At 38.0% G+C, this 16,548-nt stretch carries 14 protein-coding genes, 1 tRNA gene and 2 pseudogenes; 11 read left to right on the forward strand and 6 right to left on the reverse strand.

Annotation, left to right across the window (positions count from 1 at the left end):
- The first annotated feature begins 175 nt into the window (after positions 1-175).
- Positions 176-403 carry a hypothetical protein gene (locus P4S65_RS09875; RefSeq protein ID WP_337120084.1) on the forward strand — a complete coding sequence of 76 codons (228 nt, stop codon included), beginning with the start codon at positions 176-178 and terminating at the stop codon, positions 401-403.
- Positions 404-445: 42 nt separating this feature from the next.
- Here the strand turns inward: P4S65_RS09875 and P4S65_RS09880 are convergent.
- Positions 446-577 (reverse strand): annotated as a pseudogene (locus P4S65_RS09880) (IS110 family transposase); the annotation flags it as partial.
- A 171-nt stretch (positions 578-748) separates the two neighbouring features.
- Here P4S65_RS09880 and P4S65_RS09885 point away from each other — a divergent pair.
- The 3 genes from P4S65_RS09885 to P4S65_RS09895 all read left to right on the forward strand — a co-directional run bounded on the left by P4S65_RS09885 (position 749) and on the right by P4S65_RS09895 (position 3,010).
- Positions 749-1,216: a DUF1643 domain-containing protein gene (locus tag P4S65_RS09885; RefSeq protein ID WP_337120085.1), complete on the forward strand. Its 468-nt coding sequence runs from the start codon at positions 749-751 to the stop codon at positions 1,214-1,216.
- Positions 1,217-1,804: 588 nt separating this feature from the next.
- Positions 1,805-2,332 carry a redoxin domain-containing protein gene (locus P4S65_RS09890; RefSeq protein ID WP_033028534.1) on the forward strand — a complete coding sequence of 176 codons (528 nt, stop codon included), beginning with the start codon at positions 1,805-1,807 and terminating at the stop codon, positions 2,330-2,332.
- Between the two features lie 231 nt (positions 2,333-2,563).
- Positions 2,564-3,010, forward strand: coding sequence for an Hsp20 family protein (locus tag P4S65_RS09895; protein ID WP_337120086.1), 447 nt, complete (start codon positions 2,564-2,566; stop codon positions 3,008-3,010).
- Positions 3,011-3,465: 455 nt separating this feature from the next.
- On the opposite strand, the gene P4S65_RS09900 is transcribed toward P4S65_RS09895, so the two are convergent.
- The 5 genes and pseudogenes from P4S65_RS09900 to P4S65_RS09920 all read right to left on the reverse strand — a co-directional run bounded on the left by P4S65_RS09900 (position 3,466) and on the right by P4S65_RS09920 (position 8,604).
- Positions 3,466-3,780, reverse strand: coding sequence for a hypothetical protein (locus P4S65_RS09900; protein WP_337120087.1), 315 nt, complete (start codon positions 3,778-3,780; stop codon positions 3,466-3,468).
- Positions 3,781-3,972: 192 nt separating this feature from the next.
- On the reverse strand, positions 3,973-5,136 hold the full coding sequence (locus P4S65_RS09905) for a peptidylprolyl isomerase (RefSeq protein WP_337120088.1): 1,164 nt from the start codon (positions 5,134-5,136) through the stop codon (positions 3,973-3,975).
- Positions 5,137-5,165: 29 nt separating this feature from the next.
- Positions 5,166-6,179 carry a phospholipase gene (locus P4S65_RS09910; RefSeq protein ID WP_337120089.1) on the reverse strand — a complete coding sequence of 338 codons (1,014 nt, stop codon included), beginning with the start codon at positions 6,177-6,179 and terminating at the stop codon, positions 5,166-5,168.
- 110 nt (positions 6,180-6,289) lie between these two features.
- Positions 6,290-7,842 (reverse strand): annotated as a pseudogene (locus P4S65_RS09915) (cryptochrome/photolyase family protein).
- 300 nt (positions 7,843-8,142) lie between these two features.
- Entirely contained in the window at positions 8,143-8,604 is a 462-nt protein-coding gene (locus P4S65_RS09920; protein WP_096792729.1) for a globin, read from the reverse strand.
- Between the two features lie 568 nt (positions 8,605-9,172).
- On the opposite strand from P4S65_RS09920, the gene P4S65_RS09925 reads away from it, so the two are divergent.
- The 7 genes from P4S65_RS09925 to rpsO all read left to right on the forward strand — a co-directional run bounded on the left by P4S65_RS09925 (position 9,173) and on the right by rpsO (position 16,220).
- Positions 9,173-9,249: transfer RNA gene (locus P4S65_RS09925), tRNA-Met, on the forward strand.
- A gap of 280 nt (positions 9,250-9,529) precedes the next feature.
- A complete protein-coding gene (gene rimP, locus P4S65_RS09930; protein ID WP_007378505.1) occupies positions 9,530-9,985 on the forward strand; it encodes a ribosome maturation factor RimP in 456 nt (151 codons plus the stop codon).
- A 39-nt stretch (positions 9,986-10,024) separates the two neighbouring features.
- A complete protein-coding gene (gene nusA / locus P4S65_RS09935) occupies positions 10,025-11,524 on the forward strand; it encodes a transcription termination factor NusA (RefSeq protein WP_007378504.1) in 1,500 nt (499 codons plus the stop codon).
- 25 nt (positions 11,525-11,549) lie between these two features.
- Positions 11,550-14,210, forward strand: a complete 2,661-nt coding sequence (gene infB, locus P4S65_RS09940) for a translation initiation factor IF-2 (protein ID WP_007378503.1) — start codon at positions 11,550-11,552, stop codon at positions 14,208-14,210.
- 158 nt (positions 14,211-14,368) lie between these two features.
- The gene (gene rbfA, locus P4S65_RS09945) at positions 14,369-14,854 is read left to right on the forward strand and encodes a 30S ribosome-binding factor RbfA (RefSeq protein WP_007378502.1); all 486 of its coding nucleotides are present in this window, start codon (positions 14,369-14,371) and stop codon (positions 14,852-14,854) included.
- Positions 14,838-15,797 carry a tRNA pseudouridine(55) synthase TruB gene (truB, locus tag P4S65_RS09950; protein ID WP_007378501.1) on the forward strand — a complete coding sequence of 320 codons (960 nt, stop codon included), beginning with the start codon at positions 14,838-14,840 and terminating at the stop codon, positions 15,795-15,797. The genes rbfA and truB overlap by 17 nt, the downstream gene beginning before the upstream one ends.
- Positions 15,798-15,950: 153 nt before the next feature.
- The gene (gene rpsO, locus P4S65_RS09955) at positions 15,951-16,220 is read left to right on the forward strand and encodes a 30S ribosomal protein S15 (protein WP_002958490.1); all 270 of its coding nucleotides are present in this window, start codon (positions 15,951-15,953) and stop codon (positions 16,218-16,220) included.
- Positions 16,221-16,548: the final 328 nt, after the last annotated feature.

The following is a 16,548-nucleotide window of genomic DNA, read 5'->3' on the forward strand; positions in this document are numbered from 1 at the left end:
ATATTCTATGAAAAATACAGTAATCAATTGAACCAAAATAGGAACTCAGCTATGGTTTGTTTATCAATAAAAACAAATAAAAAAACGAGTTAATCTACAGGCTCGTTATGTGATTCTGAGGTTTAGTGTGTTCAAATATGTTTTGTTTATCTTTCTGTTGTTAAATACCCACTATATGAATGCTAACGAATTTGATAATTTAATTATTGAAGTAAAAAATGAAGGCTTGTTTGTTGATAAAGAAATAGTTGATGATCTCAAACAATATATCCAAGAATCATTTGATTGTCAGGGGAAAGTAATTTTAATGATTGATAGAAATATCGAGCATAAAAAGATTCCTATAATCATGGATATGTTAAAAGAATTAGGTTGCGATAAAATATCAATTGCATCGGTTTGAGTACAATCACATAACAACACGCCCTGAGGTGGACAGCAAGTGCTAAAGCTCACTTTCCACCGCAAATTTTAACAGCGGTAATCCCTTACTTTTCAATGCGGTTAAGTAAGTTGATTCATCGTAGGGCGTATGTGCTTTCCAGCAAAATAGGATTCGTATCCACTTAAATGCCAATGGAGGCTGTAGAATTACTCTTTTTAAGAAAAAAGCCTGTTTTATGGTTTTCAGATGATTACCTAATGCTTTAAAAGCGCTTAGCGTTAATTACAGGAACTCGATTTTTAATTGGATTTTGCTGTTGGAGTTATTCTATAGCCTCGTTATATACCCTTAGAGGTTCCAGACATGAAGAATACTGCTGAACTTTCTGAATGCCGTAAATACAGATATGCACTATGGAGAACATGGGATGCAACAAAACCAATAGTTATGTTTATTGGTTTAAATCCATCGACGGCAGATGAAAATAATGATGATCCAACACTAATTCGTTGTATAAATTTTGCTAAATTTTGGGGTTACGGTGGTGTATGCATGTCTAATTTATTTGCATATAGAGCAACCGAACCACGAGATATGAAAGCAGCTAAAGATCCTATTGGTTCAAATAATGACGCTTGGCTTACAAAATTATCCAATGATGCACAATTAGTTATTTGTGCATGGGGTAATGACGGTTCTTTTTTAAAGCGTTCTAAACAAATTTTGGAACTAATGCCTAACTTAAATTATTTAAAATTAAATAAATCAGGGGAGCCTGCTCATCCTTTGTATTTATCAGCTAAGTTAAAGCCTATACCGATGGGCATATAATAAGCAATTAACATTGCCAACGTCCTCTCATGGTGCATAGCGCAGTCCGTACCAGTCGATTGTGCTTTCAGGAATCTAACTTTATAAGGCTTTGTTTGTAACTTTATGCCGGCATATACTTCACTTGATTAGCTGTAGCCCAATTAATCCGAATAAGCTGACATAAAGTTACAGTTTACCCAAATTTCAATCGTTAATTTTAGCGTACAAAATAAAATGACATATTGCGCATTAAAAATCGTCATAAATTTGTTACCAAAAATAAATCTGCTTACCAATAAAACGACCTTTGGGTCTAATACCAACCTTCCTTTAAGCTTTACCATTAATGGCTATATTTTAAGCTTTATAAAGCGTGCCATAAGCATAATTAATTACACGATGCAGAAAATGTTTTTAATTAGCTACGAAGCTTCAGAGGTATTTTTATAATGCGTTTAGCTAAGTTTATTTAAATAGATTATGTATGTATTGATGTTATTAGAGTCGATAATTCAATCTTGGTTACAATTTATCCTCTTGAAAATTAGTTATCTGCCCTAAGGTCTATTTGGTAAATGGTTTATAACATTTCTTAAGGAGAACATTATGAGTAATAACACAGTAAAACCCGCATCAAAACTCTCTGAGCTGATTGTAAGTAATACAGAGCGAGAACAGGTTGATATTACGCAGCGTATAACAGATGCTCCATGGAAAATGATAGTTGTTTATCGAGGTCAGCATTGCCCTATGTGTACGAAGCAATTAAATGCTTTGGCTAAAATGACTCAAGATTTTAAAGATATTGGTGTTGAAGTTGTTGCTGTAAGTGGTGATAGCCATGCTCAGTTGGAAGCGCACTTTGAAAAGCTAGACGTTAATTTTCCTCTTTATTATAATTTAACGCTTGAGCAAATGACTGAATTAGGTTTGTATATCAGTGAGCCAAGAAGTAACACTGAGACAGATCATCCGTTTGCAGAGCCTGCAATTATTGTCCTAAACGAGCAAAATCAAGTGCAAGTTTTAGATAAATCAAACAGCCCGTTTTCACGCCCTGATATGCAGCAGTTACTTTCAGGTATTCAATATACACGCGAAAATGATTACCCTATTAGAGGAACATTTTCTTAAGTTGTTATGCATAAATTTAGGCGTGTTTAATAGCGCGCTTAAATTTATATTTTATTTTTTAATAAATTTACTTGAAAACAATTTTACCGTCCATATATAGTTAAGTAGGACGCCTGATGGGTCCTAAATTAAACTTAAACAATTGAAATTTATATTATTAATTATACTTTGCTTGAGCTTGTTCAATAGAAAAGCACATGCAAAATATCGCTTAAATATGAGGATATTATTATGCGTACAGTAGATTTATCACCACTTTATCGTTCATTTATCGGCTTCGAACATTTAGCATCACTTATGGATGCGGCAGCAAATACAGACAAGCAGCCAAGTTTTCCTCCTTATAACATTGAAGCGCTTGATAAAGACAAATACAGAATTACTATGGCCGTTGCTGGTTTTAGTGATAACGAGTTGACCATTGAGTCAGAAAACAATACGTTGAAAGTCGCCGGTATTAAAGCTAATAAAGATGAGAATAATGAACGTAAGTTTATTCATCAAGGTATAGCGGAGCGTAACTTTGAGCGTAAATTTCAGCTTGGCGACCATGTAAAAGTACTTGGTGCAGACTTAGCTAATGGCTTATTGAGCATAGAGTTACAGCGTGAAATACCGGAAGCACTTAAACCTCGTAAAATAGAGATAGGGCAAGGCCATTTAATCGAAGACAAATAAACCCTGTTTAACCTTAGTTTCCCCTGATTGTTTAGCCGTTTCGCTTGAGACGGCTTTTTTATGCAATAGAGTTTTAAATGGTCTTGAATCTAGAACGTTCTCTTAATCTTGGCTAAGTAATACCAACCTGCATAAATCTTTGATCAATTTAACGAATTAAATTGCACTATAACGGCGTTAAAATTTTTTATTTAGAACACTAGATACAAAAACTTTTGCCTAGTTCTAGCGTAATTTTCTTAACGTTAAATAGACCCCATATATAAGCAAATTGGTATAACCAGAACTCTGGATAATAAATCTATCTCAAGCAGCTATTTTCAGCGCTAACTACGTTGAATTTACTTGCAATAGGCTAGCTATTGACGCGTAAATCCGCCTTGTTTTCACTGCAAATCGTTGGCTAGAGAAAATAAATTTAAATATCACTATTATTCAATACGTTAGTAAATCTCTTAACCAGAGTTCAGGTTAATTAAGTGCTTTTGTGTTTTTTTCAGCAGAGCAATTTTATCAATCGCTTCTTGAAGCTGCTCTTGCTTCATTCCTTGTTTACGCCCTTTAGCAAGTAAGTTTTCTAGCGTTGCTACTTTGCTATTAACAGCACTTACAAAGCTACTTTCTAGTGCGTGCTGCTTCTCTTGTTGAAATTGTTCGTAGGCTTTATGGTCGTCTAAATCCCCCTTGTATTGAACACTGCTTAGTTTACTTTTATTTAGTGGGGGTAAGTAATTCGGTTCGGTAATTGCCTGTTGAGCATGCTCATCCAAGGTACTTTTTTTAATATTTGAAAAATGTACATCTTCAATTTTTTTACGGCGTGTACTGTTTGCTTTATTGTAAGGCCCTCATCTGTTGGTTGTTTAGTCGCTAGTGCCATTTTTTCTGCTCGGTGGAGCCAGATAAGTAGTATATGAGGGTGATGCCTAAAGACATTATAATGAGTGCCGAGAGCTTTATTTTCATAACTTAATCTCATTTTGTGTGTGCCACGCAGCCCACTTTTGCTGGTATTGCTGATGAGCATTTTGTAACGCCACAGACTTAATCGCTTGATAGCGAACTGTTTGGCCCGTTGCTGCAAAATACCTATATTCATAGTTACTAGTTAACACCACAACCCACAATCCCTTTGGCGAACGAATGACTTCAGAAAGCTCATTCTCATTTTGAGTAAATGCAAGTTGTACTACCCACTCTTTTTTATGCTCTCGATTGATATTATTATTAAATTTACTATAAATATCATTCATATTAGCCGCTTTTAAAGCAACTTTGAAAGTACTCTTTGCCACTTCATTTTTAAATTTAACCGCGTCATTTCTGTTTTTAAATTCAGCACCTTGGGCTGTTATTTGGTATAAATATTTGAAGCGACTTTTATTCTTTTGGTAATACTGATTTATTTGTTGTTCAGAAACTTGTTTTTCTAATTGTTCGAGTATCGGGCTTTGTCCATGCATCATGTCTTTTACGCCAAGCCAACTTTGAATCGAAGGGCGCAATATGTCACCTTGAGCAATGCTTATTAAATTATCAATGTTGATATCTTTTGCTTTAAATACGTTGGTCGCTTTTTCTAAATTTATAAAATATTGATGCTTTTTAGCTATTTCTGTATGAAATAACTGGTTATCGCCTTGATGCAATCTAAATCGTATTTGCATAGAAAGTGGTTTAATGAAGTCATAAACAGACATTGTAGGAAACGCAAAGTTTTCAAGTTTTACTAAATTTAATGTGTTTTTTTGCGTTTCAGAATATTGTCCATTCGCAGGATATTCACCTAATGTATTCGTAAGCCAGCTGGTCGTAAAATGTTTAACATTATTAGAAGCTTCGATGCTCGGTGGTAAATGTAGTTGATTTATAAAAAGGTTATTTAGGTAGCGCTCTACATGGTAATCGGTGGTAAAACCTACATCAGATAAACGCGCTACCTTGTTGGGCATTAGGCGTTGTGCCTCACTTAGTAAAAATTGGTTCTCGTATAAACGATAACGTGTTTGCGAAAGACCAATGTCACTATTTTGCTGTTGATATATTTGATGCATCAACTGTATTTCAGCGGGTGTGTACTTTTCAACACTCGTAAATGCTTGGCTGCTGTAAAGCAGCCCAAACATTACTGCACATAGGTAGACTAAATACCTCATTAGCGGGCAACCATGGCATGGTTTAATAAATGTACAACCATTGCAATAGCATGAGGGATAACTTGTTTTGCGGTATCAACACGGTCGTAATGATCTTCCGAATTAAGCACAATACCTCCTTGAGCGTACGAAAAAGAACCGCCCTGTGTTAGCAATGGACGTACATCCGTTGAGGCTTTATCTAACGGTGAAAAGGTATTTATTGCTTGACCTATTAAGCTAGGATCATTGAGTTGTTCTTGATCATAATAATCCTTTATCCAGCTTTCCCAGCTAGAGTGATTTAAATCTGAAGTTGTCCATGTGTGATGCGGCTGAAGTAAATCAGTTGTATGGAATACAAAGCCCAGTACTTGTGGATTACCACTGTCTAAATAGCTTTGAAACCAGTATTGGCCTAAGTTATCGATTGGTTGAAAAGGGATTTTTTCAAAATCATCATACATACTATAGTTTGATTGACTATCAATTCGGTAATGAGCTTCGGTAATGTCATAACTATTATATTTTGAAGAGTCAGCATTAAACCAGCCTGTTTCTCTTCCATTTCCATCATCTAAATAGTCCCCTTTTAACCAAGCCGCAGCTAAGCTATCAATGGTGCCCCATACAGTGAGTTTGTCGTAGTTATAGCCGCCAAAATCATTACCATGCTGATCCGCGCCTTGCGTATGGTTTTGAAAGTGCCAATAGCTAGTATATTTTACAATGCTTTCAGCCGCGCCCCAAAGAGGAGCTTGGACACATGAGCCGGTAATGGCACCACATAAAAAAGTATCTTCAAAATCATCAACATCATAGGCTGCTTGCCCTAGTAGCTCAGCCAGCTGTGAAACTGACATTTTATTTTGTAAAGCATATTGCGACAGCTCCGCATATTTCGTTGATTGTGGGTTTTGCTCCATATAACTTACAGCGTCAATAACAATCCGCTTATGGGTTTCTTGGCTAAATGCATGTGCTTGGTTGATACTTGTAAGTAATATAATTGCCGATGTTAATATTTTTTTCATTTTTATCTCATTGCTGTATTTAAAAATTAACGCTATTAAAAGATAGTGCTATTACATTACAGTGACAGAGAAATTAAACATTTAATTAACAAATTCACCTGTTTTATATATCACAAACTTTCTAAATCAATTAAATGCGCAGCAGCTTGTTTTAGCAGCGCTTTTTTTGCTCTTCGGTTTGTCGGTCCCAGTTTTTATAAACCATGCCTATACGCGGGTTTTTTTCTAATTTACTGCGGTGGGTGTGCATAAAGTTCCAGTACAGGCTATTAAGGGGGCATGCTTTTTCTCCCACTTTTTGTTTAACATCGTATTGGCAACTCTTACAGTAATCGCTCATTTTATTAATATAGTTTCCGCTTGCTGCGTAGGGTTTTGTAGCAATAATGCCATCATCGGCAAATTGGCTCATTCCTCGAGTATTAGGCATTTCTACCCACTCGATTGCATCTATATAGACACCTAAATACCAATTATCTACGTCATCAGGATTAATTCCCGTGAGCATACAAAAGTTTCCAATAACCATTAAGCGCTGAATATGATGCGCGTATGAGGTTTCTAAACTTTGTGTAAGTGCGTGGCTTAAACAATTCATTTTAGTAGAGCCTGTCCAAAAATAGGATGGCATCTTATTATTGGCTTGTAGTTGATTTTTAGTTGCGTAGTCGGGCATGTTAACCCAATAGATGGCGCGTACGTATTCTCTCCAACCCAGTATTTGCCTTATAAAACCTTCAACTTGTGAAATGGATATTTCGTTGGGTCTTTGTTCATATTCAGCAATTACGCGTTTAATTACATAAAGCGGGTGTAGTATTTTTGTATTTAAAGCAAACGATAAACGGCTATGGTAAAGGCTAGTATTATGGTTACTCTGGTCAGTCATAGCATCTTGAAATTTGCCAAAATTAACGAGCAAATACTCACAAAAGTAATCAAGGCTACTAATTGCTTGCTTTCGCGTTGTTGGCCAAGAGAGTTGATTATCTATACTGCCAAAATAAGCGACTTTATGTTTGTTTAAGCGAGGTATAATTGACTTTACATCATTAGTAAATAGCTTTGGAGAGGGGATGTCGTGTATGTCGTTCTTAGAAAATTTATTTCTGTTGTTACTATCAAAATTCCATTTACCTCCCTCTGGCTTACCGGAGTCCATTAAAATATCAAACTGCTTGCGCATATCGCGATAAAAATGCTCCATCGTTACATGTTTGTTTTTTACAAAGCGTTTTTTAATTTGTGAAAAGGGGAACAAAAAATGTTCGCTATCCACAGCCCTCACACTTAGCATATGCGTTTTTTTAAATTGTTCTAATTGCGAGTGAAGTCTAAATTCATCAGGGTATTGATACTCTATTACCGAGCATTGGTATTGTTTTGCAATACGGTTAAGCAAATCGGGTAAATTGTTGTCGTTACAAGTCTCATCTAAGGTTAAATGCAATACATTAAAACCAGCATGGCTTAACGCTGAAGCAAAGTTTTCCATAGCATGGAAAAAAGCACATAATTTTTGGATATGGTGTTTAACATAATGAGTTTCTTGTGCAAGTTCAGCAATAATATAAAGGGTCTCATTATCTTTTTGTTTAAACCAAGAATGCGATGGGTTTAGTTGGTCGCCCAAAATAAGCCTGAGTGTTTTATAGTGTTTCATACTTAGAACCAAATATGTTTAGTACGCCAAAGTGTCGTAAAACGATCTTTTAAAGGTGTTGTAGTACCGCTTAATTATGCGTGGAGTTTTACAATAGCTGGTGTTTTTAATGCTCGATGAGCTAATTCTAAAAAGGTATTGAGCTTTGCTGGTTTTATAAGGGGCTGTTTTTTACTACTTAATGAAGCTTAACCGGCTCATTATAAACTTGAGTGTTGTTATGCTTAGCTTATATGTATTTCAATACCTACTTATATATAAGCGCATTTGTTATAAAAGAATGAGCAATAAATACAGGTTCTAATTGGTATTATTTTTTGTTTTGCTTATTCGTTGTTGAAGTGAAATAACGTTACTTATATTGAAAAGTGAACTGTTAGTGCAGTTTTCAAAAAAGGTTAGAAGTTCTTGCCATGCGGTTTGGCTTTGTAAGCAAAAATGCTGACCAAGATGAGCTTCTAAAGTAGCGTAAAAAATATCACACAATATTTTAATATCAGTTTGCTGAATATTACGTTTATTTAGGTGTTCTAAATAATGTGTTAAAAAAGGAGTGACAGAAGATGGATTATCTAAATGTTTAATTATGCGCTCTAGCACGCAGTAAAACGTATAACTTTTTTCGTTGAATTGATTTGCAGTTGGGTAATTCATTACAATACCTGATTCTGCTAATTTACGATGAAAGCGTGCTGTAAAAGCATGGAAATTCGGCTTAACAATCTGTAGGCTTTTTAATAATACTGATTGGTTTGTGTTCATTAAATGCCTCTTTGCATTAAGTGTGATTGTGATTGTTATTGCTTTCGTTGCTTTTATTATAGCTAGAGAAGTTGAAACCGCACGGGTTTATTGGCTTAAATAGAGGGTTTAATTAATAAGTTACTGATTTTATTTATTTTGTTTTTGTTAATGAGATTGATTATCTATTCATTGGGATGGCTGTTTAATATTTACTTCAATGCCACGATTGGGGTTGTTGATCTTTGAGGATTAAATCTGTTTTATCTAAGGACAGCGTATGTTTGGCATTTATGCTGTGCTATCGCTTATTTGTGAGGAATAACCACACATGATCGACACAGCCTTGCGTAGAAGCTAAACGGGTGCTTTAAATTTAGGCTCACAAGATAATGAGGCCCTAAAGGTTATTACAACAAATGTTAATTTGTAATACATTAAATTAACAACTTGACGAATTGCAAATTTTATAAACTTATTAGTTATTATGGTTGCTAATTATCCCGCACATCCTTATAATAGCCGCCATTGTTTAGTGTGTTGTATAACCGCTAACAGCGATATTAAATTAAGGTTTAATATCTATTGGCGCGGGATGGAGCAGTCTGGTAGCTCGTCGGGCTCATAACCCGAAGGTCGTCGGTTCAAATCCGGCTCCCGCAACCAATTCTACTAATAAGTGTAAGCTTATTAATTTATATCGCGCATTCTAAGTAATGCGCGTTTTGCGTTTAGGCTAATGTAGTTTAATTTGGTCAGTTACTGACTCGCAACCAAGCTCGGCCCTCGGCCACACAGTTTTATGCTTTATTGGTGTGACGCCCCGCTTGGTTCGGGGCGTTGTTGTATCTGCACCTTTCGATTTATGGCTTTTGTCATCAAATCAAAACTTAAACTCAGTATTTTAGGGCTATAAGCCCTTTTTTTGTTTGTATGGAGGATTTTCGTGACAAAACTTGAACAAGATTTAGTAACCATGTTATCGCCAGCGGTAGAAATGTTAGGCTTTGAATTACATGGTCTTGAGTTTGTACAAGCGGGTCGCCATTCTACCTTAAGAGTGTATATTGCTCATGAGGATGGGATCTCAGTTGATAACTGTGCGGATGCAAGTCGCCAAATTAGTGCGATTTTAGACGTCGAAGACCCAATTACAAATGAATATGATTTGGAAGTATCGTCTCCTGGTGTTGATCGTCTATTATTCAAACAAGATCATTACGAGCAGGCGCAAGGAGAGGAAGTACGCGTGCGTACTAAACTTCCACAGGATGGTCGCCGTAATTTTAAGGGCGACTTAGTAGCAGTTAGCAGCGATATGATCACACTATCTAGTGATGGTGCAGAGCATCTAATCATGCTTAGTAACATCGAACGTGCGAATTTAATCGCTAAGTTTTAAATTCGAGTGCGAAGGAATAGGGCAAGCGAGGCATTACCCATGGCAAAAGAGATATTATTGGTTGCTGAAGCCGTTTCCAATGAGAAAGCGGTTCCAAAAGAAAAGATTTTTGAAGCTTTAGAGTTCGCATTAGCGACAGCGACAAAGAAAAAGCATGATGGCGAAATTGAAGTACGTGTAGCAATTGACCGTAAGACCGGCGATTACGATACGTTCCGTCGTTGGCAGATTGCAGCAGTATTAGAAGATGGTTCTTTAGAGAACCCATACAGCGAAATTACGTTAGAAGCTGCGCAGGTTGAAGAACCTGATTTGCAGATGGGCGATTACGTTGAAGAGCAAATAGATTCAATTAAATTTGACCGTATAACTACACAAATGGCTAAGCAAGTAATCGTACAAAAAGTACGTGAAGCTGAGCGTGCTTTAGTAGTCGATGCATACAAAGATCAAGTTGGTGAGTTAGTAACCGGTGTTGTTAAAAAAGCAACACGTGATTCTATCGTTCTTGATTTAGGCAATAACGCTGAAGCTGTTATCTACCGTGATGATATGCTTCCACGTGAAAACTTCCGCCCGGGTGACCGTATCCGTGGTCTTTTATACGAAGTTAAGCCTGAAGCTCGCGGCGCACAATTATTTGTAACGCGTTCTAAGCCTGAAATGCTTATGGAGCTATTCCGCATTGAGGTGCCAGAAATTGGCGAAGAAATGATTGAGTTACGTGCAGCTGCGCGTGATCCAGGTTCTCGCGCTAAAATTGCAGTTAAATCTAACGACAAACGCATTGACCCAATTGGTGCATGTGTTGGTATGCGTGGCGCACGTGTTCAGGCTGTATCGTCAGAACTTGGCGGCGAGCGTGTTGATATCGTTCTTTATGACGATAATCCAGCGCAGTTTGTTATTAATGCAATGTCACCTGCAGAAGTTGCTTCAATCGTAATGGATGAAGACACTCACTCAATGGATATTGCAGTTGATGCAGATAACCTAGCGCAAGCGATTGGTCGTAATGGTCAAAATGTTCGTTTAGCAAGCCAACTAACAGGTTGGGAACTAAACGTAATGACTGTTGAAGACATGCGTACTAAAAATGAAGCTGAATCAGATAAGTTGCTTAACTTATTCACTGAAAATTTAGAAATTGATGATGAGTTTGCCTCATTACTTATAAATGAAGGTTTCTCGACACTTGAAGAAGTAGCGTACGTACCAGCATCTGAATTTTTAGAAATTGATGGCTTAGACGAAGAAACAGTTGATCTGCTGCGCTCACGTGCAAAAGATGCATTAACAACTAAAGCACTTAAAACGGAAGAAAGCTTAGAAGGCGCAGAGCCTGCTGAAGACTTACTTGCGCTTGAAGGCTTAGAGCGTCACTTAGCATTTGTTATGGCAAGCAAGGGTGTTGTTACACTTGAAGACTTGGCAGAGCAAGGTATTGACGAATTAGTTGATATTACAGAACTTTCATCTGAAAAAGCGGGTGAACTAATTATGGCTGCACGAAACATTTGTTGGTTTGCAGACGAGTAATTTATTAACGGAGGTATTACACACTATGGCAGAAGTAAATGTTGAAAAACTAGCCGGCGATATAGGTACAACTGTTGATAAATTGCTACAGCAGTTTTCACAAGCAGGTATCACTAAGCAAGCAACTGATAATGTAACAGAAGCTGAAAAAGCAACGTTACTTGATCATTTAAGCAAGCATCATGGCGGTACAGGTTCAGATGGTCCAGCGCGTATGACTTTACAACGTAAGAGCAAAAGCACATTAAGTGTGACTGGCTCTACGGGTAAAGCTAAAGCTGTTCAAGTTGAAGTTCGCAAAACACGTACGTACGTGAAAAAAAGCGCAATGGAACAAGAACAAGAGCAAGCACGCCTAGCCGCTGAAGAAAAAGTACGTCTTGAAGAGCAGCAAAAAGCTGAGCAAGAAGCCGCAGAATTAAAAGCGAAACAAGAGGCAGAGCGCAAAGCGAAAGAAGACGCTGACCGTAAAGCCAAAGAAGAAGCTAAACGCAAAGCAGATGCAGAGCGTAAAGCGAAACAAAAGCAGATGACCCCAGAGCAAAGTGCTAAGTCTGAGAAAGATCGCATAGAAGCTGAGCGTCTGCAAAAAGAAGCAGAAGAGGCCGCATTGAAGAAAGCTGAAGAAGAAGCGAAACGTCAAGCAGAAGAAGCAAGAAAGCTAGCTGAAGAAAACTCGGCACGCTGGAAGAAAGAAGAAGAAGAGCGTAAGAAACGCGAAGAAACAGCGGATCACCATCTTACGACTTCTACTTACGCACGTGAAGCAGAAGATGTTGCCGATGCTCGTGATGAGCAAGGTACACGCCGTGCTAAGAAAAAGAAAAAAGCGCCAGCAAAAGATAAATTTGCAGCGTCAAGAGGCCGTAACAAGTCTAAGTTAAAAGCACCAGCATCGCTGCAGCATGGTTTCCAAAAACCAACTGTTGATGTTAAAAATGAAGTGCGTATTAGCGAAACAATTACAGTTGCTGAGCTTGCATCACGCATGGCTGTTAAAGGCGCTGAAGTTGTAAAAACAATGATGAAAATGGGTGACATGGTTACCATTAACCAAGTGATTGACCAAGAAGCTGCACAATTAGTTGCAGAAGAAATGGGTCACAAGGTTATCATTGTTAAAGAAAACGAATTAGAGCAAACAGTACTTAATGACCGCCATGAAGATGGTAAGTCAGAGCCACGTGCTCCAGTAGTAACTGTTATGGGTCACGTTGACCACGGTAAAACATCGACTCTTGATTATATTCGCTCTGCAAAAGTTGCTTCAGGCGAAGCCGGTGGTATTACACAGCATATTGGTGCATACCATGTTGATGTAAACGGCAATATGATCACGTTCCTAGATACACCAGGACATGCTGCATTTACATCAATGCGTGCTCGTGGTGCTAAAGCGACAGATATCGTAATCCTAGTGGTTGCAGCAGATGATGGCGTTATGCCACAGACTAAAGAAGCGGTACAGCACGCACGTGCAGCTGGCGTTCCTTTAATCATTGCTGTAAACAAAATGGATAAAGAAGGCGCAGATCCAGATCGCGTTAAAAACGAACTAGCTGTACTTGACGTTATTCCAGAAGAGTGGGGCGGCGATACGCAGTATGTTCATATCTCAGCTAAAACTGGTTTAGGTATTGACGACCTTCTTGAAGCTGTGCTTATGCAATCTGAGCTTTTAGAATTAACTGCACCTACTGAAGGTATGGCTGCAGGTGTTGTTATTGAATCTCGTCTTGATAAAGGCCGTGGTCCAGTAGCATCAGTACTTGTTCAATCTGGTACGCTTAACCAAGGTGACATTGTATTATGTGGTCTTGAGTATGGGCGTGTTCGTGCAATGCGCGATGAAAACGGTAAAGACATTAAATCTGCTGGTCCATCTATTCCAGTTGAAATTTTAGGTCTTTCTGGTATTCCAGCTGCGGGCGACGAAGCGACTGTTGTTAAAGACGAGCGTAAAGCGCGTGAAGTTGCTTTATACCGTCAAGGTAAGTTCCGCGATGTTAAGCTAGCACGTCAGCAAAAAGCTAAGCTTGAAAACATGTTTACTAACATGACTGAAGGCGATGTTTCTGAAGTTAACGTGGTACTTAAAGCAGACGTTCAAGGTTCTATCGAGGCAATCTCTGATTCACTAACTAAGCTTTCTACTGATGAAGTAAAAGTGAAGATTGTTGGTTCAGGTGTTGGTGGTATTACTGAGACTGATGCAACCCTAGCAGCAGCGTCTAACGCAATTGTAGTTGGCTTTAACGTTCGTGCTGATGCTTCTGCTCGTAAAGTGATTGATACTGAAAACTTAGACCTTCGTTATTACAGCGTAATTTATGCCTTAATCGAAGAAGTTAAGCAAGCCATGTCAGGTATGCTAGCGCCAGAGTTTAAACAAGAAATCATTGGTCTTGCTCAAGTTCGTGACGTATTTAAGTCTCCAAAAATTGGCGCAATTGCTGGTTGTATGGTTACTGAAGGTGTTATCAAACGTAGCGCTCCAATCCGTGTACTACGTGAAAACGTGGTTATCTATGAAGGTGAGCTTGAGTCACTTCGTCGCTTTAAAGACGATGTTGCTGATGTTCGTAACGGCATGGAATGTGGTATCGGCGTTAAGAACTACAATGACGTACGTGTTGGTGACCAAATCGAAGTATTTGAAACAGTTGAAGTACAACGTACTCTATAATTGTTACTAGGGTGTATTGAACGCTTAAGGTTAACGCCCGGGCGTTCTACACGCTCTACGCTAAGATTTTAAATGGGGGCTTAGCCCCCATTTGCATATCCATTATTTAGTTAACTTATTATTTAATTTCAATAAGTTATTATTTTAGGACAAGTATAATGAGAGAATTTTCTCGCACTGATCGTGTTGCACAGCAAATCCAAAAAGAAATTGCTGTAATTTTACAACGCGAAATTAAAGATCCACGCTTAGGTATGGTGACAGTGTCAGCGGTAGAAGTATCGCGCGATTTATCTTATGCCAAAATTTTCATTACTGTGTTTAACACACAAGATGAAGATGCAGCAAAGCAAAGCGCAAAAGTACTAAATGAAGCAACGGGTTATATTCGCTCGTTACTTGGTAAGCGTATTCGTGCACGTATAATGCCTGAGTTAAAGTTTGTTGTTGATAACTCATTAATGGAAGGTATGCGTATTTCTAATTTAGTGGATTCTATTATCCGCGAAGATAACGCAAAGCATGTTGATGAAGACGTAGAAAGTGTTGATGCTGATGAAGTTTTAGATAGCGAAGAAAGTACTGAGCACGTAGACGATACAGATAGCGAAGAAGGCACTGATACAGATGGCAAAGCGCAGTAAAGGCCGTGCAGTTGACGGTATTTTGTTGTTAAACAAACCGCAAGGCATTTCATCAAATAAAGCATTACAGCAAGCAAAAGGTGTTTATTTTGCGCAAAAAGCTGGGCACACAGGTGCTTTAGATCCACTTGCTACAGGTATGCTGCCAATTTGTTTTGGTGAAGCGACTAAGTTTACGCAGTTTTTACTCGATACAGATAAAACCTATATCGTTCGTGCACAACTGGGTGAGCGTACAACAACATCAGATTCTGATGGCGAAATTGTTAGCACTAAAGATGTGAACGTAACGCGTGAACAGCTAACAAAAGAAATTGCTGCTTTTGTTGGTGAGTCTGATCAATATCCGTCAATGTACTCGGCACTTAAGTATCAAGGTAGACCGTTATATAAGTACGCTCGCGAAGGTATTGAAGTACCTCGCAAATGCAGAAAAATAAACGTGTTTAGCTTATCGTTTGACGAATTTGATGAACAAAACAACGTATTACAAATGACGGCTCATGTATCTAAAGGGACGTACATTCGTACAATCGTTGACGATTTAGGCGAAAACCTAGGCTGCGGTGCACACGTTATTATGCTCCACAGAACCGCTGTTGGTCAGTATCCGGCAGATAAAATGGTATCGCTTGATGAAATTGAAGCATTACTTGCTAAAGCGAAAGAAGAAGAGCTTGCGCCTTCAACTTATTTAGACTCGTTGTTATTACCTATAGACACTGCTTTAACTGATTTACCCGTTGTTGAAATCACAAAAGAACAAGGGGGAGTTTTTAGTCACGGGCAAGCTGTAGAATTACCAATCGCTTTACCTGATGGTGCAATTAAAGTTGTTGCGGATAATATATTTATTGGTACTGGTGAGCGCAACTCAAATGGACATTTAAAGGTTAAACGTGGTCTTGCTAGCCAGCAAGATGATTACGTAAAGCCTGAATAAGCAACTAATGTGCCCAGTAGTGGCTTATTAGTTGTAGATGGGGATAATTAACTTGTAGTTATTCCCACAGTTGGTAGAATACGCCCGCTTAATCGTTTTGGCTGAATTAGTGATCGGCTAAGACACCTTTTAAATTTAATTTTTGGAGTTACTATGTCACTAAGCAATCAAGAAAAAATCGATATCATTGCTAAATTTGCACGTGCAGAAGGCGATACAGGTTCATCAGAAGTACAAGTAGCATTACTTACTTATGATATCAACAAGCTTCAAGGTCACTTTGCTGATCACAAGCATGACTTCCACTCACGTCGTGGTCTGCTTCGTAAAGTAAGCACTCGCCGTAAACTACTTGATTACCTTAAAGGTAAAGATATCACTAGTTATACTGCACTAATCAAAGAACTTGGCCTACGTCGCTAAGAACTAGATTATAGAAAAAGGAGCTTTTTAGCTCCTTTTTTTGTGCCTGAAATTTGTGTTTTTAAATTAAGAAAATTCTTAAACCTATTGAATTGCAATATAAAACCCCCATTTCATAGCTTACCAAGAGCTATTGTATTTAACCGCTAAATAAGCCCAGCTGAAATCGAGTAGTTAGATTGAACAAATTTCAATCCGCAAAGAACAACACACCCTAGACTCGCATTTTGAAGTAGCTTTGGTATATACTATGCGCGTAGATAAAAAGGTTTATCTACGCTTATCCACATCATTGCCAATTGTAGTACTTAATTGATTTCCAACTGAA

It is taken from the genome of Pseudoalteromonas sp. B131b (genome assembly GCF_037162545.1).
GTDB lineage: Bacteria > Pseudomonadota > Gammaproteobacteria > Enterobacterales > Alteromonadaceae > Pseudoalteromonas > Pseudoalteromonas fuliginea.